This window comes from Streptococcus mitis, assembly GCF_965111725.1.
GTDB classification, from domain to species: domain Bacteria; phylum Bacillota; class Bacilli; order Lactobacillales; family Streptococcaceae; genus Streptococcus; species Streptococcus mitis_DV.
Genome location: NZ_OZ217341.1, coordinates 1722685 through 1744717, shown reverse-complemented (window position 1 = coordinate 1744717; position 22033 = coordinate 1722685). Strand labels below are relative to the sequence as shown.

At 39.1% G+C, this 22033-nt stretch carries 18 protein-coding genes and 2 pseudogenes; 13 read left to right on the top strand and 7 right to left on the bottom strand.

Going from position 1 to position 22033, the window contains the following annotated elements:
• Positions 1–413 precede the first annotated feature (413 nt).
• Positions 414–752: a glycosyltransferase gene (locus ACLV7Q_RS08420; protein ID WP_225904690.1), complete on the top strand. Its 339-nt coding sequence runs from the start codon at positions 414–416 to the stop codon at positions 750–752.
• Positions 753–811: 59 nt separating this feature from the next.
• On the opposite strand, the pseudogene ACLV7Q_RS08415 reads toward ACLV7Q_RS08420, so the two are convergent.
• A pseudogene (locus ACLV7Q_RS08415) lies at positions 812–973 on the bottom strand (helix-turn-helix domain-containing protein); the annotation flags it as partial.
• A 203-nt stretch (positions 974–1176) separates the two neighbouring features.
• Here ACLV7Q_RS08415 and rpmB point away from each other — a divergent pair.
• The 9 genes and pseudogenes from rpmB to ACLV7Q_RS08370 all read left to right on the top strand — a co-directional run bounded on the left by rpmB (position 1177) and on the right by ACLV7Q_RS08370 (position 9467).
• Positions 1177–1365, top strand: coding sequence for a 50S ribosomal protein L28 (gene rpmB, locus ACLV7Q_RS08410; protein ID WP_001140948.1), 189 nt, complete (start codon positions 1177–1179; stop codon positions 1363–1365).
• 154 nt (positions 1366–1519) lie between these two features.
• Positions 1520–1885 carry an Asp23/Gls24 family envelope stress response protein gene (locus tag ACLV7Q_RS08405; RefSeq protein ID WP_050089938.1) on the top strand — a complete coding sequence of 122 codons (366 nt, stop codon included), beginning with the start codon at positions 1520–1522 and terminating at the stop codon, positions 1883–1885.
• 2 nt (positions 1886–1887) lie between these two features.
• Positions 1888–3555: a DAK2 domain-containing protein gene (locus tag ACLV7Q_RS08400; protein ID WP_218757163.1), complete on the top strand. Its 1668-nt coding sequence runs from the start codon at positions 1888–1890 to the stop codon at positions 3553–3555.
• 201 nt (positions 3556–3756) lie between these two features.
• Entirely contained in the window at positions 3757–5457 is a 1701-nt protein-coding gene (locus ACLV7Q_RS08395) for an acetolactate synthase large subunit (RefSeq protein WP_218757162.1), read from the top strand.
• Positions 5450–5926, top strand: coding sequence for an acetolactate synthase small subunit (gene ilvN / locus ACLV7Q_RS08390; protein ID WP_001253803.1), 477 nt, complete (start codon positions 5450–5452; stop codon positions 5924–5926). The genes ACLV7Q_RS08395 and ilvN overlap by 8 nt, the downstream gene beginning before the upstream one ends.
• A gap of 179 nt (positions 5927–6105) precedes the next feature.
• Positions 6106–7128, top strand: coding sequence for a ketol-acid reductoisomerase (gene ilvC, locus ACLV7Q_RS08385; RefSeq protein WP_000290683.1), 1023 nt, complete (start codon positions 6106–6108; stop codon positions 7126–7128).
• 114 nt (positions 7129–7242) lie between these two features.
• Positions 7243–8493, top strand: a complete 1251-nt coding sequence (ilvA, locus tag ACLV7Q_RS08380) for a threonine ammonia-lyase IlvA (protein WP_218757161.1) — start codon at positions 7243–7245, stop codon at positions 8491–8493.
• Positions 8494–9031: 538 nt separating this feature from the next.
• Positions 9032–9145: pseudogene (locus ACLV7Q_RS08375) on the top strand (SPFH domain-containing protein); the annotation flags it as partial.
• A 106-nt stretch (positions 9146–9251) separates the two neighbouring features.
• The gene (locus tag ACLV7Q_RS08370; protein ID WP_001130036.1) at positions 9252–9467 is read left to right on the top strand and encodes a hypothetical protein; all 216 of its coding nucleotides are present in this window, start codon (positions 9252–9254) and stop codon (positions 9465–9467) included.
• 106 nt (positions 9468–9573) lie between these two features.
• Here ACLV7Q_RS08370 and ACLV7Q_RS08365 read toward each other — a convergent pair whose 3' ends face one another.
• Together ACLV7Q_RS08365 and ACLV7Q_RS08360 are read right to left on the bottom strand one after the other, a co-directional pair.
• Complete coding sequence (locus ACLV7Q_RS08365; protein ID WP_000189477.1) at positions 9574–10314, bottom strand: amino acid ABC transporter ATP-binding protein; 741 nt, start codon at positions 10312–10314, stop codon at positions 9574–9576.
• Entirely contained in the window at positions 10314–11879 is a 1566-nt protein-coding gene (locus tag ACLV7Q_RS08360) for an ABC transporter substrate-binding protein/permease (RefSeq protein ID WP_218757160.1), read from the bottom strand. The genes ACLV7Q_RS08365 and ACLV7Q_RS08360 overlap by 1 nt, the downstream gene beginning before the upstream one ends.
• Positions 11880–12017: 138 nt before the next feature.
• On the opposite strand from ACLV7Q_RS08360, the gene ACLV7Q_RS08355 reads away from it, so the two are divergent.
• Together ACLV7Q_RS08355 and ACLV7Q_RS08350 are read left to right on the top strand one after the other, a co-directional pair.
• Complete coding sequence (locus tag ACLV7Q_RS08355) at positions 12018–13907, top strand: DUF2207 family protein (protein ID WP_218757159.1); 1890 nt, start codon at positions 12018–12020, stop codon at positions 13905–13907.
• Positions 13908–13967: 60 nt separating this feature from the next.
• Complete coding sequence (locus ACLV7Q_RS08350) at positions 13968–14813, top strand: undecaprenyl-diphosphate phosphatase (RefSeq protein WP_218757158.1); 846 nt, start codon at positions 13968–13970, stop codon at positions 14811–14813.
• A gap of 32 nt (positions 14814–14845) precedes the next feature.
• Here ACLV7Q_RS08350 and dinB read toward each other — a convergent pair whose 3' ends face one another.
• Positions 14846–15907: a DNA polymerase IV gene (gene dinB / locus ACLV7Q_RS08345; RefSeq protein WP_218757157.1), complete on the bottom strand. Its 1062-nt coding sequence runs from the start codon at positions 15905–15907 to the stop codon at positions 14846–14848.
• A gap of 237 nt (positions 15908–16144) precedes the next feature.
• Between dinB and pflB the strand changes: the two genes are divergently transcribed.
• Positions 16145–18469: a formate C-acetyltransferase gene (pflB, locus tag ACLV7Q_RS08340; protein ID WP_020901544.1), complete on the top strand. Its 2325-nt coding sequence runs from the start codon at positions 16145–16147 to the stop codon at positions 18467–18469.
• A gap of 263 nt (positions 18470–18732) precedes the next feature.
• Here the strand turns inward: pflB and ACLV7Q_RS08335 are convergent, their stop codons facing one another.
• The 3 genes from ACLV7Q_RS08335 to ACLV7Q_RS08325 form a co-directional block, all read right to left on the bottom strand.
• The gene (locus ACLV7Q_RS08335) at positions 18733–19290 is read right to left on the bottom strand and encodes a DUF6036 family nucleotidyltransferase (protein WP_218757156.1); all 558 of its coding nucleotides are present in this window, start codon (positions 19288–19290) and stop codon (positions 18733–18735) included.
• The gene (locus ACLV7Q_RS08330) at positions 19283–19567 is read right to left on the bottom strand and encodes a hypothetical protein (protein ID WP_218757155.1); all 285 of its coding nucleotides are present in this window, start codon (positions 19565–19567) and stop codon (positions 19283–19285) included. The genes ACLV7Q_RS08335 and ACLV7Q_RS08330 overlap by 8 nt, the downstream gene beginning before the upstream one ends.
• A 1080-nt stretch (positions 19568–20647) precedes the next feature.
• Positions 20648–21871, bottom strand: a complete 1224-nt coding sequence (locus tag ACLV7Q_RS08325; RefSeq protein ID WP_000628991.1) for an ROK family transcriptional regulator — start codon at positions 21869–21871, stop codon at positions 20648–20650.
• Positions 21872–22033: the final 162 nt, after the last annotated feature.

The following is a 22033-nucleotide window of genomic DNA, read 5'->3' as shown; positions in this document are numbered from 1 at the left end:
GGTAGTGAGTGGCCTAGCTAACTGCTTTACTAACTACGTTTGGCAATAGAATCGATTTGCCAAACTCCGTGTCGTGGTGTAAAAAATAGCCTTACCTAAACGCTTCACTAGTAAAAGTCCGCGAATGATATTGATTCGTGGATTTTTCCGTTGTAGCAGAAAGTAGGTAGCCTAGCTAACTGCCTTACTAACTACGTTTGGCAAATAAAATCGATTCGTAAAACTCAGTGTCGTAATGTGAAAATCGTAAACCGTAATGGGACTTCAACTAAAATCTCCACCGGTATGGTTTTACGAACGAATGGGCGAAAATAATGGTTACGTAGAAACATATGATGGGAATAAAAAAGAAATGAGACAAAGAATGAAAGAAGAGAAAAAAGCGATTGTCTTAGGAGCAAGTAATGCTCAGTATGAATAAAGTTGAAACAACAATAAAATCTCTTTGTGTTCATCATGATAATCGGAAGTTTTATATTTTTAATGATGATCTTCCGATTGACAGTAGTATTCTGAAAGATTATCGTTTACCCTTTGAGGGACTTTCTTACGCTACCTTCTTTAGGTATTTTATTCCTAAGTATGTAAGTGAGGTTCGTGTACTGTATTTAGACTCGGATATTATCGTAAGAAAACCGATAGATGAGCTGTGGTACTTAGACGTTACAGGCATCTCCTTAGTAGCAGTTAGAGATGATTTTTATACACCTATTTTTAATGCTGGTTTTTTGTTAATCAACAATGACATGTGAAGAGCAGAAAATGTCACGTAAAATCTGATTTAAGACACAAATAAAAAATCTTCCAATTCTCTGTTTCCGTGTTTGAAGGCTTCTTTTCCTTTCTGTTGATAGGCTAGTAGCAGACGATTGATTTGTCTTTCAGAAAGATTGAGTTCGACACAAGCCCGTTTCTTTGTTTTCTTTTCTTGGGCAATAGCTCTTATCACAAGATATTTTTTCGTTTCATTCATATTCAGTTGGATCTTTTTCATATGACTATTCTACCAAATGGGACATTTTCACGTTCGATTTACTAAAGACATGATCACATTCGAATCACATTAAATAAAAAAATCTTCCAATTCCCTTGCAAAAATGAAGAAAGTGTGATAACATAGTACGGTATGTGGTGCTAGCACATCCGCTATATTAGATCTAATAGGAGGAAAACACAATGGCTAAAGTATGTTACTTTACAGGTCGTAAGACTGTATCAGGAAACAACCGTTCACACGCGATGAACCAAACAAAACGTGCCGTAAAACCAAACCTTCAAAAAGTTACTGTTCTTATCGATGGTAAACCTAAAAAAGTTTGGGCTTCAGCTCGTGCTTTGAAATCAGGTAAAGTTGAACGCGTTTAATAATAAAAGTAAGGAGACCTCAGGGTCTTTTTCTTTTGTCATAGTGAAAAAATCATTTTAAAAGCAGAGTAAATATCCGCTGATACAGTATTCTGCTTTTACACTTGGACTGAAATATGATAAAATAGAGTATCAACTAGTTGAGGTAAAAAGGATGACTGTAAAAATCAATACAAAAGATGGTCAAATCGAACTAACAGATGAAGTAATTGCAACTGTCGTAGGCGGTGCAACAACTGAGATTTTTGGTGTGGTCGGTATGGCTAGTAAAAATGCCCTCAAAGATAATTTCCAAGCCCTTCTAGGTAAGGAAAATTATTCTAAAGGTGTCGTCGTAAAGGCAGCCGAAGATGGCAGCATTGCAGTTGATGTGTATACCGTGTTGAGCTACGGAACAAAGATTAGTGAAGTGTCAAAAAACATTCAAGAGCGTGTTGCCTTTAGCTTGGAAAACCAGCTTGGAATTACTGCTCAGACTGTAAATGTCTACATTCAAAATATCAAAGTTGTAGGAGAATAACCGTGTCAAAAATTACTACTAGCTTATTTCAAGAAATGGTGCAGGCTGCATCAACTCGCTTGAATAAGCAAGCTGAATATGTCAATTCATTAAACGTCTTTCCCGTTCCAGATGGAGATACTGGAACAAACATGGGGATGACCATTGAAAATGGTGCTAAAGAAGTTGCAGACAAGCCAGCTTCTACAGTTGGAGAGGTAGCGAGCATTCTTGCTAAAGGGCTTTTGATGGGTGCGCGTGGAAACTCAGGTGTTATTACCTCTCAGCTTTTCCGTGGATTTTCACAAGCTATCAAGGATAAAGACGAGTTAACAGGTCAAGACTTGGCTCTTGCTTTCCAATCAGGTGTGGAAGTTGCCTATAAGGCAGTAATGAAGCCAGTTGAGGGAACGATTTTGACAGTTTCTCGTGGGGCTGCTATCGGTGCTAAGAAAAAGGCTGAGCAAACAGATGACGCTGTTGAAGTCATGCGTGCAGCCTTGGAAGGTGCTAAAACAGCTCTGGCTAAAACGCCAGACATGCTTCCAGTCTTGAAGGAAGTTGGCGTTGTGGACTCAGGTGGTCAAGGATTGGTCTTCATCTACGAAGGTTTCCTTTCAGCTCTTACTGGCGAATATATTGCATCTGAGGACTTTGTAGCGACTCCTGCCAACATGAGTGAGATGATCAATGCAGAGCATCATAAGTCTGTGGCTGGTCATGTAGCGACTGAGGACATCACATTTGGTTACTGTACTGAAATCATGGTAGCTCTTAAGCAAGGCCCAACCTATGCCAAAGATTTTGACTACGATGAATTCCGTAACTACTTGAATGAGCTTGGGGATTCTCTCCTCGTTGTCAATGATGATGAAATTGTCAAAGTTCATGTCCATACAGAAGATCCAGGACTTGTTATGCAAGAAGGTCTCAAATATGGTAGCTTGGTCAAGGTAAAAGTTGACAATATGCGTAACCAACACGAAGCACAGGTTGAGAAAGAAGCTACTCAAGTTAGCAAACCAGCTGAAGAAAAAGAGTATGCTTTGATTGCTGTCGTTGCTGGTAAAGGTCTAGCAGATATCTTCCGTTCTCAAGGTGTGGATTATGTTATCGAAGGCGGTCAAACCATGAACCCTTCAACAGAAGACTTTATCAAGGCTGTTGAACAGGTCAATGCTCGTAACATCATCTTCCTACCAAACAACAAGAATATCTTTATGGCAGCTCAATCTGCAGCAGAAGTTTTGGAGCAACCAGCAGTAGTGGTAGAAGCTCGTACTCTTCCTCAAGGTTTGACAAGTCTTCTTGCCTTTGATCCAAGCAAGTCCATCGACGAAAACCAAGAGCGTATGACTGCTGCTCTTAGCGATGTCGTTAGCGGAAGCGTCACAACAGCTGTTCGTGATACAACCATTGATGGTTTAGAAATCCATGAAAACGATAATCTTGGTATGGTGGATGGGAAAATCCTCGTGTCAAACCCTGATATGCACCAAACCTTGACAGAAACATTGAAACATATGTTGGATGAAGATAGTGAAATCGTAACCTTCTATGTCGGTGAAGACGGAAGCGAAGAACTTGCTAATGAAATTGCTCAAGAAATCGCAGAAGAATTCGAAGATGTTGAAGTCGAAATCCACCAAGGCCAACAACCAGTTTACCCCTACCTATTTAGTGTGGAATAAGATTAATGAAGGACTGAGAAATCAGTTCTTTTTTTCTTTTTTGAATAATGAAATCGGTATCTTTTTAATAAAAACAAAAATAACATTCATAAATAAACGTTAAAATAGAAAATTCAGAAAATTTCTTCTTTTCTCTTGAAAATTTTTGAAAAAATGGTATGATAGTAACAAGTTATTTTTAAGAGGAAAGAAAGGGGAACAATGGAGAAAATCAGTTTAGAATCTCCTAAGACGGGGTCGGACCTAGTTTTGGAAACACTTCGTGATTTAGGAATTGATACTATCTTTGGTTATCCTGGTGGTGCGGTTTTGCCTTTTTATGATGCGATATATAATTTTAAAGGCATTCGCCACATTCTAGGACGCCATGAGCAAGGTTGTCTGCATGAAGCTGAAGGTTATGCCAAATCAACTGGAAAGTTGGGTGTTGCCGTCGTCACTAGCGGACCAGGAGCAACAAATGCCATTACAGGGATTGCGGATGCCATGAGCGATAGCGTTCCCCTTTTGGTCTTTACAGGTCAGGTGGCGCGAGCAGGTATTGGGAAGGATGCCTTTCAGGAGGCAGACATCGTGGGAATTACCATGCCAATCACTAAGTACAATTACCAAGTTCGTGAGACAGCTGATATTCCTCGTATCATTACGGAAGCTGTCCATATCGCAACTACAGGCCGTCCAGGGCCGGTCGTCATTGACCTACCTAAAGACGTATCTGCTTTGGAAACAGACTTCATCTATTCACCAGAAGTGAACCTACCAAGCTATCAGCCAACTCTTGAGCCAAATGATATGCAAATCAAGAAAATCTTGAAGCAATTATCCAAGGCTAAAAAGCCAGTCTTGCTTGCTGGTGGTGGGATTAGTTATGCTGAGGCTGCTGCGGAATTAAATGAATTTGCAGAACGCTATCAAATTCCAGTGGTAACCAGCCTTTTGGGTCAAGGAACAATTGCAACGAGTCACCCACTCTTCCTTGGAATGGGGGGGATGCATGGGTCTTTCGCAGCGAATATTGCCATGACAGAGACGGACTTTATGATTAGTATTGGCTCTCGTTTTGATGACCGTTTGACAGGAAATCCTAAGACCTTCGCTAAGAATGCTAAGGTTGCTCACATTGATATTGACCCAGCTGAGATCGGCAAGATTATCAGTGCAGATATTCCTGTAGTTGGAGATGCTAAGAAAGCCTTGCAAATGTTGTTGGCTGAACCGACAGTTCATAACAATACTGAAAAATGGATTGAGAAAGTTACTAAAGATAAGAACCGTGTTCGTTCTTATGATAAGAAAGAACGTGTGGTTCAGCCGCAAGCTGTTATTGAACGAATTGGTGAATTGACGAACGGAGATGCCATTGTAGTAACAGACGTTGGTCAACACCAAATGTGGACAGCCCAGTATTATCCCTACCAAAATGAACGTCAGTTAGTGACTTCAGGTGGTTTGGGAACGATGGGATTTGGAATTCCAGCAGCAATTGGAGCTAAAATTGCTAACCCAGATAAGGAAGTAGTCTTGTTTGTTGGGGATGGTGGTTTCCAAATGACCAACCAGGAATTGGCTATTTTGAACATTTACAAGGTGCCAATCAAGGTGATCATGCTGAACAACCACTCACTTGGAATGGTTCGCCAGTGGCAGGAATCCTTCTATGAAGGTAGAACGTCAGAGTCAGTCTTTGACACCCTTCCTGATTTCCAATTGATGGCACAGGCTTATGGCATTAAAAACTATAAGTTTGACAATCCTGAGACCTTGGCTCAAGACCTTGAAGTCATCACTGAGGATGTTCCTATGCTAATCGAGGTAGATATTTCTCGTAAGGAACAGGTGTTACCAATGGTACCAGCTGGTAAGAGTAATCATGAGATGTTGGGGGTGAAGTTCCATGCGTAGAATGTTAACAGCAAAACTACAAAATCGTTCAGGAGTCCTCAATCGCTTTACTGGCGTTCTGTCTCGTCGCCAGGTTAATATCGAAAGCATCTCTGTTGGAGCAACAGAAGATCCGAATGTATCGCGTATCACCATTATTATTGATGTAGCTTCACATGATGAAGTGGAGCAAATCATCAAGCAACTCAATCGTCAGATTGATGTGATTCGCATTCGTGATATTACAGACAAGCCTCATTTGGAGCGCGAGGTGATTTTGGTTAAGATGTCAGCGCCAGCTGAGAAGCGTGCTGAGATTCTAGCCATTATTCAACCTTTCCGTGCAACAGTGGTAGACGTAGCGCCAAGCTCGATTACTATTCAGATGACAGGAAATGCTGAAAAGAGTGAAGCTCTATTGCGAGTCATTCGACCATACGGTATTCGCAATATCGCTCGAACGGGTGCAACTGGATTTACCCGCGACTAATACTCTTCGAAAATCAAATTCAAACCACGTCAGCTCTATCTGCAACCTCAAAACAGTGTTTTGAGCAACCTGCGGCTAGCTTCCTAATTTGCTCTTTGATTTTCATTGAGTATAAAAATATTTTAAATTTGTTAATCCAGCCTAAAAGGCAATAAATAATAGAAAAGAGAGAAAAAACTATGGCAGTTCAAATGGAATACGAAAAAGATGTTAAAGTAGCAGCACTTGACGGTAAAAAAATCGCCGTTATCGGTTATGGTTCACAAGGACATGCGCATGCTCAAAACTTGCGTGACTCAGGTCGTGATGTCATCATCGGTGTACGTCCAGGTAAATCTTTTGACAAAGCAAAAGAAGATGGATTTGACACTTACACAGTAGCAGAAGCTACTAAATTGGCTGATGTTATCATGATTTTGGCACCAGACGAAATCCAACAAGAATTGTACGAAGCAGAAATCGCTCCAAACTTGGAAGCTGGAAACGCAGTTGGATTTGCTCATGGTTTCAACATCCACTTTGAATTTATCAAAGTTCCTGCGGATGTAGATGTCTTCATGTGTGCTCCTAAAGGACCAGGACACTTGGTACGTCGTACTTACGAAGAAGGATTTGGTGTGCCAGCTCTTTACGCAGTATATCAAGACGCTACAGGAAATGCGAAAAACATTGCTATGGACTGGTGTAAAGGTGTCGGAGCAGCCCGTGTAGGTCTTCTTGAAACAACTTATAAAGAAGAAACTGAAGAAGATTTGTTTGGTGAACAGGCTGTACTTTGTGGTGGTTTGACTGCCCTTATCGAAGCAGGTTTCGAAGTCTTGACAGAAGCAGGTTACGCTCCAGAATTGGCTTACTTTGAAGTTCTTCACGAAATGAAATTGATCGTTGACTTGATCTACGAAGGTGGATTCAAGAAAATGCGTCAATCAATTTCAAACACTGCTGAGTACGGTGACTATGTATCAGGTCCACGTGTAATCACTGAACAAGTTAAAGAAAATATGAAGGCTGTCTTGGCAGACATCCAAAATGGTAAATTTGCAAATGACTTTGTCAATGACTACAAAGCTGGACGTCCAAAATTGACTGCTTACCGTGAACAAGCAGCTAACCTTGAAATTGAAAAAGTTGGTGCAGAATTGCGTAAAGCAATGCCTTTCGTTGGTAAAAACGACGATGATGCATTCAAAATCTATAACTAATTGATAGAAATTAAGGTGAAGGCGAGTTGGGGGACTAACTCGCTTTTATAATCAATTCATCTCACTTTTAAGGGGATGGATTGCGATAAGTATGAAATATTCTAGGAGAAAAAGATGTTAAGTTCAAAAGATATCATCAAGGCTCACAAGGTCTTGAACGGTGTGGTTGTGAATACACCGCTTGATTATGACCATTATTTATCGGAGAAGTATGGTGCTAAGATTTATTTGAAAAAGGAAAATGCCCAACGTGTTCGTTCCTTTAAAATTCGTGGTGCCTATTATGCTATTTCTCAGCTCAGCAAGGAAGAGCGTGAACGTGGGGTAGTCTGTGCCTCTGCGGGAAATCATGCGCAGGGAGTAGCCTATACTTGTAATGAGATGAAAATTCCTGCTACTATTTTTATGCCCATTACCACTCCGCAACAAAAGATTGGTCAGGTTCGCTTTTTTGGTGGGGATTTTGTAACTATTAAACTAGTTGGAGATACCTTTGATGCCTCAGCCAAAGCAGCTCAAGAATTTACAGTCTCTGAAAATCGTACCTTTATTGATCCCTTTGATGATGCTCATGTCCAAGCAGGTCAAGGGACCGTTGCTTATGAGATTTTAGAAGAGGCTCGAAAAGAATCGATTGATTTTGATGCTGTTTTGGTCCCTGTTGGCGGCGGTGGTCTCATTGCTGGGGTTTCTACCTATATCAAGGAAACAAGTCCAGAGATCGAGGTTATCGGGGTAGAGGCGAATGGAGCGCGTTCCATGAAAGCTGCTTTTGAAGCTGGTGGTCCAGTCAAACTCAAGGAAATTGATAAATTTGCGGATGGGATTGCTGTGCAAAAGGTAGGACAGTTGACCTATGAGGTAACTCGTCAACATGTTCAAACTTTGGTAGGTGTCGATGAGGGATTGATTTCTGAAACCTTGATTGACCTTTACTCTAAGCAAGGGATTGTAGCAGAACCTGCTGGAGCGGCTAGTATCGCCTCTTTAGAGGTTTTAGCTGAATATATTAAGGGGAAAACCATTTGTTGTATCATTTCTGGAGGAAATAATGATATCAACCGTATGCCAGAAATGGAAGAGCGTGCCTTGATTTATGATGGGATCAAACATTACTTTGTGGTCAATTTTCCACAGCGTCCAGGAGCTTTGCGTGAATTTGTAAATGATATCCTGGGGCCAAATGATGATATCACACGTTTTGAGTACATCAAACGAGCTAGTAAGGGAACAGGTCCAGTATTGATCGGAATCGCCTTAGCGGATAAGCATGATTATGCAGGTTTAATCCGTAGAATGGAAGGTTTTGATCCGGCTTATATTAACTTAAATGGGAATGAAACGCTTTATAATATGCTTGTCTGAGGACTAATAAAAAAATATCATATTATTTGCACAACTGATGTATAGGTGCTATAATGAAGATGAAGAAAGGGGGCGATTCCTATGGTTTTAGGAAACTTATCGTGCAATTCTTACTTCTGTTCATTATAGCACTTATGATGTTTGGCTCAGATTTCCATCCTTCATTTTGATTTCCCGTCTATTTTGAAAAGTAAACTCACACGGTCTTTAAGATGTGATTTGCTTTCTTTTTGCTGACAAACATACCATATTAAAAGGATATATGAGTAACTGACTGAGCTTATCTGTCTTGTCATCTTTATTAAGGATGGTTTAGAGAATCGGGTGTCTGCTTCTAGGCTAGCACCTCAATATCCAAATGCGTGATGAGTTTGAATAATATAAGGAATAACTATCTATCAGATGATTTATTGAGGAAGAAAGATAGGAGTTTTTGAGCTAGTGAAGGCTTGGATTTCTAAAGGTTAGAACTGTCATCTTCAGTTCTTAAATTGAAGAAATAAGCTATCTTACGGGAATAGAGAAGCATTTTTTTAAGAGCTTGAATAATTTTGCACCTCAAGAGGGTAATAATACAATATTTTTATTAGCAAATATTTATGGTGTAGAGGCTAGCAAAACCTATATATTATCGGCTTTAAAAAGGAAGTAAGAAAATTCTGAACTAATTATTTTCGTTGAATATATGTTTTTTTATTGACAAAAGTAGTAAAAACGTATACAATTAAGTATTGTAAAGAAGAAAATAGGAGAAAAACATGGCTAAGTCAAACTTTGAAAAAGTAGAATCAGTTGTTGGCTGGGTTCGTGATAAGAAAATCACAGGCTACCGTATCTCTAAAGAAACGAATGCACGTGAAATGTCTATCATTGCTCTGGCGCAGGGTCGTGCAAAAGTAAAAAATATTTCATTTGAAACAGCCCTAGGCCTAATTGATTTCTATGAAAAAAATCATGAAAAATTTGAAGATTAATCTTTGGATAACGGCGGATTCTTGACCCTCAAGTAGTAGAGATAGAGAATCTGCCTTTTCATTTTGAACAGCAAAAAGACTGCACAGTTGATGCAGCCTTTTCTTTTTATTTGAGATAGCGTTGAAGGAATTCTTTTGTACGGTCTTCTTTAGGATTGGTGAAGAGGTCTTCTGGTTTGCCTTCTTCAGCAATCACACCCTTATCCATAAAGATAACACGGTGAGAGACATCACGGGCGAATTCCATTTCGTGGGTTACGACAATCATAGTCAAGCCTTCCTGAGCCAGATCTTGCATGATTTTGAGGACTTCTCCAACCATTTCTGGATCGAGAGCTGATGTTGGTTCATCAAAGAGAATGGCGTCAGGATTCATGGAAAGGGCACGAGCGATGGCTACACGTTGTTTTTGACCACCTGATAGTTGTTTTGGTTTTGCTTGCCAGTAGCGTTCCCCCATGCCGACCTTTTCAAGGTTTTCTTTGGCAATCTTTTCAGCTTCTGTACGTTCGCGTTTAAGGACAGTTGTCTGAGCGACAATTGTGTTTTCAAGCACGTTGAGATTTTCAAAGAGGTTAAAGGATTGGAAAACCATTCCCAACTTTTCACGGTATTGCGTGAGGTCATAGCCTTTTTCGAGGACGTTTTGTCCATGATAAAGGATTTGTCCATCAGTTGGTGTTTCAAGGAGGTTAATGGAGCGTAGGAAGGTTGATTTTCCGCTTCCAGAGCTTCCGATGATAGAGATGACCTCTCCCTTGTGGACAGTGAGTGAAATGTCTTTTAGCACTTCGTTTTGTCCATAGGATTTTTTGAGGTGTTTAATTTCAAGGATTGCTTGTGTCATTATTTCAAATCCTCCGTTTGCATTTGGTTAGCACCTGTAGTATAGGTATCCATGTCCATTCGGCGTTCGATGAAGCGTAGGATACGTGTTACGGTGAAGGTGAGGACAAAGTAAATCACGGCGATGATTGTAAATGTCTGGAAGTATTGATAGGTTTGCGTTGCCACGGTATTTCCTGAGAAATAAAGTTCGACAACAGAGATAACGTTCAATACAGATGTATCTTTGATATTGATGACAAATTCATTACCAGTTGCGGGTAGGATGTTACGGACCACTTGAGGGAGGACAATCTTACGCATGGTTTGGTTATGAGTCATACCAAGAGCAGTAGCGGCTTCAAATTGTCCCTTGTCAACTGCTAGGATACCACCACGGACGATTTCAGTCATATAGGCACCCGTGTTGATTGAAACGATGAAGATAGCAGCCAGTGTGCGGTCAAGGTTGATACCGAAAGCTTGGGCAGTTCCATAGTAGATAACCATTGATTGAACAATCATAGGTGTACCACGGAAAATTTCGATATAGACATTGAGGATCCAGCCGACTAGTTTTTGTAGGCCATAAATGGCTTTATTTTCAGAGAGAGGAGCAGTACGGAAAACACCAATGGCAAGACCGATAATGAGACCTGTGATGGTTCCGACAATAGAGATTAAAAGAGTGATACCAGCACCACGCAAGAGTTGTTGCCAGTTTTCAGAAAGAATTTTAGCGACTTGGCTAAAAAAACTACTGCTAGTCTCTTCAGTTGTTGTAGCTTCGGCAGGTTGTTCCTTGATCATACGATCCATCAAGGCAACTTGGTCGTCTTTTGAAATGGTTTCAATGCTGGCATTGATTTGGCTAATACGATTGTCATCTTTACGAAGTCCAATAGCGATAGCTGTATCTTCTTCCCCAGTTTTGAAACCTGGTTCTACTTGGACCATCTTAAACTTAGAGTTCGCAGCTTCAGCAGTCAGAGCTTCTGGTCGTTCAGAAACATAAGCATCGATAACACCAGCCTCAAGAGCTTGGCGCATTTGAGCGAAGTCTCCCATGGCTGTTTCTTTTTTAGCACCTGTGATTTGTGCAATCAAGTCATAAAGGTAAACACCTTGTTGAGAAGTGATTTTTGCACCGTTAAAGTCATTCAAAGATTTAGCATTTGAATAAGTAGAATCTTTTTTGACAAGTAGAACTGGTTCGCTAGTGTAGTAACTGCTCGAAAAGGCAATTTCTTGTTTGCGCTCAGCAGTAGGACTCATACCTGCGATAATCATGTCAATCTTACCAGAAGTAAGGGCAGGGACTAGACCTTCCCACTTGGTTTTAACAACCAAAGGTTCTTTCCCTAAGTCCTTAGCGATTTTCTTGGCGATTTGAACATCGTATCCGTTAGCATACTGGTTGGTTCCATCGATTTTAACAGCTCCGTTGCTATCATCATCCTGGGTCCAGTTAAAGGGAGCATATGCTGCTTCCATCCCGATGCGTAAATATTCATCGGCTTGAGCAACATTGACAAGTCCCAGCATCAGCAAGAGACCTGTGAAAATAGATAAGTATATTTTTCTCATGATTTCTCCTATTTCTAATCTATTAAAAAATAACTGTCTCCTATTTTATCGAAAAATGCGTAATTTTTCAACATAAGTAAGCCTTTACTTACGAAAAAATGCTATAATGATAAGAAAGATAAAAAGGGGGCTTAATTGATGAAAAAAACTTTTTTCTTATTTGTTTTAGGCTTGTTTTGCCTTCTGCCATTCTCTGTTTTTGCCATTGATTTCAAGATAAACTCTTACCAAGGGGATTTGTATATTCATGCAGACAATACGGCAGAATTTAGACAGAAGATAGTTTATCAGTTTGAGGAGGACTTTAAGGGCCAAATCGTGGGACTTGGACGTGCTGGCAAGATGCCTAGTGGGTTTGACATTGATCCTCATCCAAAGGTTCAGGCTGCGAAAAATGGTGCTGAACTAGCAGACGTTACGAGCGAAGTGACAGAAGAAGCGAATGGTTATACTGTGAGAGTCTATAATCCAGGCCAGGAAGGCGACACAGTTGAAGTTGAGTTTACATGGAACTTAAAAAATTTGCTTTTCCTATATGATGACATTGCTGAATTAAATTGGCAACCTTTAACAGATAGTTCAGGGGCTATTGGCAAGTTTGAATTTCATGTAAGGGGAGACAAGGGAGCTGAAAAACTCTTTTTCCATACAGGGAAACTTTTTAGAGAGGGAACGATTGAAAAGAGTAGCCTTGATTATACTATTCGTTTGGACAATCTTCCGGCTAAGCGTGGAGTTGAATTGCATGCCTACTGGCCTCGAACTGTTTTTGCTAGCGCTAGGGATCAGGGATTGAAAGGAAATCGTTTAGAAGAATTTAATAAGGTAGAAGACTCGATTGTTAAAGAAAAAGAGCAAAGTAAACAACTCCTTACGTGGGTGTTTCCTTCGATACTTTCCATCTCCTTGTTATTGAGTATCTGCTTCTATTTTATTTATAGAAGAAAGACCACTCCTTCAGTTAAATATGCAAAAAATCATCGTCTTTATGAACCACCAATGGAATTAGAGCCTATGGTTTTATCAGAGGCTGTCTACTCGACCTCCTTGGAGGAAGTGAGCCCCTTGGTCAAGGGAGCTGGAAAGTTTACCTTTGACCAACTTATTCAAGCTACCTTGCTAGATGTGATAGACCGTGGGAATGTTTCTATTATTTCAGAAGGAGATGCAGTTGGTTTGAGGCTGGTCAAAGAAGATGGTTTGTCCAGTTTTGAGAGAGACTGTCTAAATCTGGCTTTTTCAGGTAAAAAAGAAGAAACTCTTTCCAATTTGTTTGCGGATTACAAGGTATCTGATAGTCTTTATCGTAGAGCAAAAGTCTCTGATGAAAAACGGATTCAAGCAAGAGGGCTTCAGCTCAAATCTTCTTTTGAAGAAGCATTGAAAGAGATGCAAGAAGGAGTGAGAAATCGAGTTACCTTCTGGGGGCTTCCAGATTACTATCGTCCTTTAACTGGTGGGGAAAAGGCTTTGCAAGTGGGTATGGGACTCTCCACTATCTTGCCCCTATTTATTGGATTTGGTTTGTTCTTGTACAGTTTGGATGTTTATGGCTATCTTTACTTCCTCTTGCCAATACTTGGTTTTCTAAGTTTGATTTTGGCTGCTTTCTATTATTGGAAGCTTCGACTAGATAATCGTGATGGTGTCCTAAATGAAGCAGGAGCAGAAGTCTATTATCTCTGGACCAGTTTTGAAAATATGTTGCGTGAGATTGCGCGATTGGATCAGGCAGAGTTGGAAAGTATTGTAGTCTGGAATCGCCTCTTGGTCTATGCGACCTTATTTGGCTATGCGGACAAGGTTAGTCATTTGATGAAGGTTCATCAGATTCAAGTGGAAAATCCAGATATCAACCTCTATGTAGCTTATGGTTGGCACAGTATGTTTTATCATTCAAGCGCGCAAATGAGCCATTATGCCAATGTCGCAAATACAGCAAGTACCTACTCTGTATCTTCTGGAAGCGGAAGTTCTGGCGGTGGCTTCTCTGGAGGTGGAGGTGGTGGAAGTATCGGTGCCTTTTAAAGAGAGCTATCACTGGCTGAAAAAATATGCTATAATGGAAGATAGAAAAAGGAGTAATCTATGTATCTTATTGAAATTTTAAAATCTATCTTCTTCGGTATTGTTGAAGGAATTACGGAATGGTTGCCGATTTCCAGTACAGGTCACTTGATTTTAGCAGAGGAGTTTATCCAATACCAAAATCAGAATGAAGCCTTTATGTCCATGTTTAATGTCGTGATTCAGCTTGGTGCGATTTTAGCAGTTATGGTGATTTATTTTAACAAGCTCAATCCTTTCAAACTGACTAAGGACAAGCAGGAAGTTCGTAAGACTTGGAGACTATGGTTGAAGGTCTTGATTGCGACCTTGCCTTTGCTTGGCGTCTTTAAATTTGATGATTGGTTTGACACCCACTTCCATAACATGGTTTCAGTTGCCCTCATGTTGATTATCTACGGGATTGCCTTTATCTATTTGGAAAAGCGCAATAAAGCGCGTGCTATCGAGCCAAGTGTAACAGAGTTAGACAAGCTTCCTTATACGACAGCTTTCTATATCGGACTCTTCCAAGTTCTTGCCCTTTTACCAGGGACTAGCCGTTCAGGTGCAACGATTGTCGGTGGTTTGTTAAATGGAACCAGTCGTTCAGTTGTGACAGAATTTACCTTCTATCTAGGGATTCCTGTTATGTTTGGAGCTAGTGCATTAAAGATTTTCAAATTTTTGAAAGCAGGACAGCTCTTGAGCTTTGGACAATTGTTCTTGCTCTTGGTTGCGATGGGAGTAGCTTTTGCGGTCAGCATGGTGGCTATTCGTTTCTTGACAAGTTATGTGAAAAAACACGACTTTACCCTTTTTGGTAAATACCGTATCGTGCTTGGTAGTGTTTTGCTACTGTATAGTTTTGTTCGTTTATTTGTATAAGAAAAACCTTGAAGGGGCAGCTCTTCAAGGTTTTAAAATCCAGTCACGGTAATCCCCAACAGGCGGACACCTCTTTCTTTCTCGCTTAACTCTTCATAGAGTTGCAGGGCGATTTGGCTTATCTGACTAGCATACTGTGTTTTTTGAGTCAGACTTTTTCGTTTGGTAAGAGTTGAAAAGTCCTCGTAGCGGATTTTCAAAATGACAATTTTTCCAGCTTTTTCTTGTTGATGTAGATTGAGAGCGACTCTTTCTGATAGAAGAGTCAGCTCTTTTTTGATGTCTTCCTCAGCACGGAGAATCTTCCCGTAGGTTTTCTCCTTTCCGATTGATTTACGGATGCGATTGGATTTGACGGGGGAATTGTGAATACCACGAGCCTTTCGATACAGGTCATAGCCCAGTCTGCCAAAGCGGTCTATTAGGGTCACTTCAGGAACTTCAAGTAGGTCAGCGCCAGTAAAAACACCCATGTGATGAAGCCGTTCCACCGTCTTTTTTCCTACTCCATGAAACTTGGAAATATCCATTTGTTTGAGAAAGTCCTCAGCCTGGTCAGGTAGAATTACTGTCAAACCATGTGGTTTTTGATAATCACTAGCCATCTTAGCTAAGAATTTGTTGTAGGAAACACCTGCGGAAGCAGTCAGATGGAGTTCTTGCCAGATATCCTCTTGAATGAGGCGAGCGATTTTGACCGCTGACTTAATCCCAAGTTTATTTTCTGTCACATCCAAATAGGCTTCATCAATGCTCATGGGTTCAATCAAATCTGTATAGCGCTTAAAGATAGCTCGAATCTGGAGTCCCACAGTCTTGTATTTTTCATAATTCCCTGAGATAAAGACTGCCTGGAGACAACGTTCATAGGCTTCTTTAGAACTCATAGCAGAATGGACACCAAAAGCTCGCGCCTCATAGCTACAAGTGGAAACGACACCACGCCCACCTGTTTGCCGAGGGTCACTGCCGATAATGACAGGTTTTCCTCTGAGTTTAGGATTATCCCTGATTTCTACCGCAGCAAAAAAGGCATCCATGTCAATATGGATGATTTTTCTTGACAAATCATTTAACAAAGGAAAAATCAACATGCCTAGCACCTTTTTACCGCTTATTTTCTTTTATTATACCCTTTTTTCTGAAAAAAAGAAAAAAGGACTTTCTTTTTTCAAAAATATAATACAGTTTGAAATAAAATGTAGACTGTTTTAGAAAAGAAAGTGTAAAAATAGGGAATTTTCACTTGTTGAAATCGGTTACTGTATGGTATACTTGACTCATGAATGTAACAGATGGTTGTTACTAGAAAGAAAAAAGAGGACATTAACATGGTTGTTAAAACAGTTGTTGAAGCACAAGATATTTTTGACAAAGCTTGGGAAGGCTTCAAAGGCGTAGATTGGAAAGAAAAAGCAAGTGTATCACGCTTCGTACAAGCTAACTACACACCTTACGATGGAGACGAAAGCTTCCTCGCAGGACCAACAGAACGTTCACTTCACATCAAAAAAATTGTAGAAGAAACGAAGGCACACTACGAAGAAACTCGTTTCCCAATGGACACTCGTCCAACATCTATCGCTGACATTCCAGCAGGATTTATCGACAAAGAAAATGAAGTTATCTTTGGTATCCAAAATGATGAACTCTTCAAATTGAACTTCATGCCAAAAGGTGGTATCCGTATGGCTGAAACTACTTTGAAAGAAAATGGATACGAACCAGACCCAGCTGTTCACGAAATCTTTACTAAATACGTAACAACAGTTAACGACGGTATCTTCCGTGCTTACACTTCAAACATTCGTCGCGCTCGTCACGCTCACACTGTAACTGGTCTTCCAGATGCATACTCACGCGGACGTATCATCGGTGTTTATGCACGTCTTGCTCTTTACGGTGCAGACTACTTGATGCAAGAAAAAGTAAACGACTGGAACGCAATTGAAGAAATCGATGAAGAAACAATCCGTCTTCGTGAAGAAATCAACCTTCAATACCAAGCATTGCAACAAGTTGTTCGCTTAGGTGACCTTTATGGAGTTGACGTTCGCAAACCAGCGATGAACGTTAAAGAAGCTATCCAATGGGTTAACATCGCCTTCATGTCTGTCTGCCGTGTTATCAACGGTGCTGCTACATCTCTAGGTCGTGTGCCAATCGTATTGGACATCTTTGCAGAACGTGACCTTGCTCGTGGTACATTTACTGAATCAGAAATCCAAGAATTCGTTGATGATTTTGTTATGAAACTTCGTACAGTTAAATTTGCTCGTACAAAAGCTTATGACCAATTGTACTCAGGTGACCCAACCTTCATCACAACTTCTATGGCTGGTATGGGTAACGACGGTCGTCACCGTGTTACTAAGATGGACTACCGTTTCTTGAACACTCTTGATAACATCGGTAACTCTCCAGAACCAAACTTGACAGTTCTTTGGACTGATAAATTGCCATACAACTTCCGTCGCTACTGTATGCACATGAGCCACAAACACTCTTCTATTCAATACGAAGGTGTAACAACAATGGCTAAAGACGGATATGGTGAAATGAGCTGTATCTCATGCTGTGTGTCTCCACTTGACCCAGAAAATGAAGAGCAACGCCACAACATCCAGTACTTCGGTGCGCGTGTAAACGTATTGAAAGCCCTTCTTACTGGTTTGAACGGTGGTTACGACGATGTACACAAAGACTACAAAGTATTTGATATCGAACCAATCCGTGACGAAGTTCTTGAATTTGAATCAGTTAAAGAAAACTTTGAAAAATCTCTTGACTGGTTGACTGACACTTATGTAGATGCTTTGAACATCATCCACTACATGACTGATAAGTACAACTACGAAGCTGTTCAAATGGCCTTCTTGCCAACTAAACAACGTGCCAACATGGGATTCGGTATCTGTGGATTTGCTAACACTGTTGACACATTGTCAGCTATTAAGTACGCTACAGTTAAACCAATCCGTGACGAAAATGGCTACATCTACGATTACGAAACAATCGGTGAATACCCACGTTGGGGTGAAGATGACCCACGTTCAAACGAATTGGCAGAATGGTTGATCGAAGCTTACACAACTCGTCTACGTAGCCACAAACTTTACAAAGACGCTGAAGCTACAGTATCACTTTTGACAATCACATCTAACGTTGCTTACTCTAAACAAACTGGTAACTCACCAGTTCACAAAGGTGTATACCTCAACGAAGATGGTTCTGTGAACTTGTCTAAACTTGAATTCTTCTCACCAGGTGCTAACCCATCTAACAAAGCTAAAGGTGGCTGGTTGCAAAACTTGAACTCACTTTCTAGCCTTGACTTTAGTTATGCAGCTGATGGTATCTCATTGACTACACAAGTTTCACCTCGTGCTCTTGGTAAGACTCGTGATGAACAAGTTGATAACTTGGTAACAATCCTTGATGGTTACTTCGAAAACGGTGGACAACACGTTAACTTGAACGTTATGGACTTGAACGATGTTTACGAAAAAATCATGTCAGGTGAAGACGTTATCGTACGTATCTCTGGATACTGTGTAAACACTAAATACCTCACTCCAGAACAAAAAACTGAATTGACACAACGTGTCTTCCACGAAGTTCTTTCAATGGATGATGCCTTGGATGCATTGAGCTAATCAAGTTCTTGAATAATGAAATAAGGAACCCTCGGTCAGTCGACTGAGGGTTTTGTGCTTGGGATAGTGTGAGCAATTCCTTCGGCGCAATATGCAATGTTTTTGGGAAGGAATAGTGGACCGAATCTGAAATAGTCCACTGAAACGGCTCAAACAGTGCTAGAAATTGACTGGAATTCTCTAAGCGATTTGTTCAGATTTTATTTCATTTCATCATAAAAACAAGACGACTGGCTAATTGACAATCATCTTGTTTTATACTGTTAATAAAATTCGCGAAGTTTATCTTGATTTTCTTTAAAAAATTTTTCTAACCAATCCATACCATAAGCATAACTAAAGCCTTCTAATAGAACAGAGAGGTCAATAGTATCAAATCCCATGTCTTTTAAATATTTAAAGGTATCGAATGGTGAATGAAAGTTTTTGTATTTAATAATTGCACCAATATCTTTCAAATCCTGCTCCCTGATACTCATCATCTTCATTCCTAACACATACTCAATAGGGACTACTAAAACGGTCAGATTCTCAAATGAGTACAAGGATTCACATAAACTTAAGGGAGGTTGTTTGTTCATATTTGCAACATGATTGTTGAGCCATAACTCTTCGTAGGTGTTAAGATTAAACTGTTTTCCTACACGAGCAATAATTTCATTGATTTTCTGATTTTGGTCATAAAAAGCATCAACATCTTGTGTGGCACGTAAACCATGATATTCTAAGACATAACCACCGACACAGATAATTGTTAAAGTCAGATTTTCCTGAATTAATTCCTTATTTAGGGCTTGGAAGACCGGTTTCATTTTATCCATGCTTGTATTTCTCCATCAATTTTTGAACATTGGTTAACTTAGCAGGTTTATTTAATGAAATCACATATTTATGAGTTGGAGTATGCTCTTGAAAGGCATACTTCAAGCTAATTTTTTGAAAATGGGTTAGTTCTTTGGAGTCTAGCAACTTTTTTACATCTTGGTTTGTTAAATAAGAATAGTCTTCAAAAATAACTTTTCGCAAATAGCGAAACCAATGGCTTGCGTTGAATTGTGATTGTTTGGATGCTTGTATCATATAATCGTACCAATCCATTGTCTTCCTCCTATGAAATTTAGTTTATCTTATTGTAGTTTATATTCAAAAATGTAGTTTTTTTTACTTAGCTCGGATCTATAGGATGATACTGAAAATCTTCTTGTTGCTTTAAATCACAATCGAAAAATTCTGTTTTTCATCTTAGAAAAGAGTGTTTAGAAATGTAAAATGAACCTTTTTTCTTATCCAAGAACCTTACTAAAGTATATAATTTAGGAAGTCAATCCTGTATGATAATGTTTGTACTATCGTCGAGTTTTTGCTTGATTGCCTAACGAGATAAATTTTAGAAGAATTTTCGGTGTGATTTGACAGGCTTCTGACTGGAAGGATAGTTACACTAGTATTGTTTATTAAAATGAGCAGATAGAGAAAATTTGGAATCTATTTGTTTATTATCAATCGTTTTTTTATCTTATTTGTCTTAGATTGGTATAGAACTGATCCATGGATTAATCCTCTTGTATCTTATCCTGTTCCTAAATATGTTGGTAGAAAAATGAAGCAGTTGTTACGAGTGTCTGTATTGGGAAAAATTTTGTCTATACAATTCTTTAAATGATATGAAGGCTAGGAATGCCAAAACACTGACATATTTCGTTTGAATCTCATCCAATCCCTATACTTGTATTTGTAGAAATGCTATCAGTAATATATTCGCGAATACTATGATTTACAACAGTGTGGTCGTACATCTTTGTAACTTTATTATACAACAACCATTTACAGGTGTAAAGTTGAGTAGTGTCTTTAGTAAATTTAGGGACTTGTTTTGTCACAGTTTTGATACCTGTATTCCTTGTTTCATGAGCATTTAACGTTCCTTTTCATGTAGGCATTTCAACAATTAGAATGATATTTTTCCGAGGATGAACTTATATATTGTGACTTTTTAGAGTTATGATGCCTCTTGATCTGACTACCGCTATCAATTTCATCTATTTTTACAGTTTCATTCAACATAGCGAGAAGGCGGTTTCCTATATGGAAGTCGTCTTGTTTTCATATTGTCTAAATACGAGATATTTACTACAGGTTATAGTTGATTTAAACAGGTCTATAGATTTCTAATATATATTAAGGTGAAATAATATCTTGTAAAACATTGCTATGCTCTATGAAAAAAGCGACGATAGCTAATGCACAAGCTCCTATACTTCCACGATGTTTGTTGTAAGGTAAAATTTCAATTTCTATATTACGAGTAAAAGGAACGAAGTGGAGCTGGTCTTGGATTTTATCCCTGACTTCATGAGTGAAAGGCTGATAATTAAGCAATTGACTGTTGATATAGATTTTATCAGCAGGATTGATGAGGAGAAGATTTGCAATAGAAGTGGCCAATAAATTGACTCCTTTATCAATTTGTTGGCGTAAAGCAGAGTCGCCTAAGTTGTAAGCTGTTAAAAGGGTATCTAAATGAATGTCTTTTTCAGTCTTTACAAGGCTTTTTAGTACAGTTAGTTGAGAATTTTTAAATAATAATTGGGCATGTTTGATTAACCAAGCATCCGAAATATATGTTTGTAAACAACCTTTTTTTCCGCATTCACAATATTGCCCATTCAATTCGACAATGGTGTGTCCAATTTCTCCGATATAAGGATTTTTAGAAGCTCCTATTTTTTCTTTTGTGAAAAAGGAAGTGTAAATACCTAATCCAGCGTGTAGGAAAATAAAGTTATCGGGGGTATTGTGTGGATTAAAAAGGTATTGTCCTATAGCCATACAATCGATATTATTTTTTACAATAAAAGGAAAATTGAAATCTTTAATTACATTTAATAAATTAAAAGATTCCCATATGGGGTTATTTGTAATGATGCTTCCGGAGTCTTTGTTATAATGTCCAGGTATTGATAAGCCAAATCCAAGTAATTTTGTCTCCAAAGGGACATACTCTATAGCTGTTTTTATCATATTGGTAATGGTGGAATTGATTTCTGAAATAGGATAATCTTCATTCAAAATTTCTGTCTCGAAAAGAGTTTTCCCTTGTAAGTCGCATAGACTGAGAAAGATACCTAGGACGTTTATTTCAATACCTCCAACAACATATGGAATATTATCTGTGATAGAAATAGTTTTTCTACGTCTTCCAGATCCGGAAAACTCGCTAAATTCATCACCAGTTTCGTATATGAGGGACTGTTCACTTAGCTCTTTTATGATGTTAGTCGTTGTTGCTGGAGTAAGTCCTGTTTCATTAACAATATCTGTACGGGATGTTGCTGGATTTCGATATAGAAACTCCAGTATAGTGGCTCTATTTTGTAAAAAGGCTGATTGTTTTGTAATCATTTGTTTCCTCCTTTGGTTTATTTTATATTAAACATAAGAAAAAATCAATTAAAATTATTATTCTATACAAAGAAAAAAATATTGTAAAAACAGCAAAAAATATATTGACAACGCTTTCTGTTAGTGGTATATTTAATTTATAAAAAATAAAAAAAGGAGTTC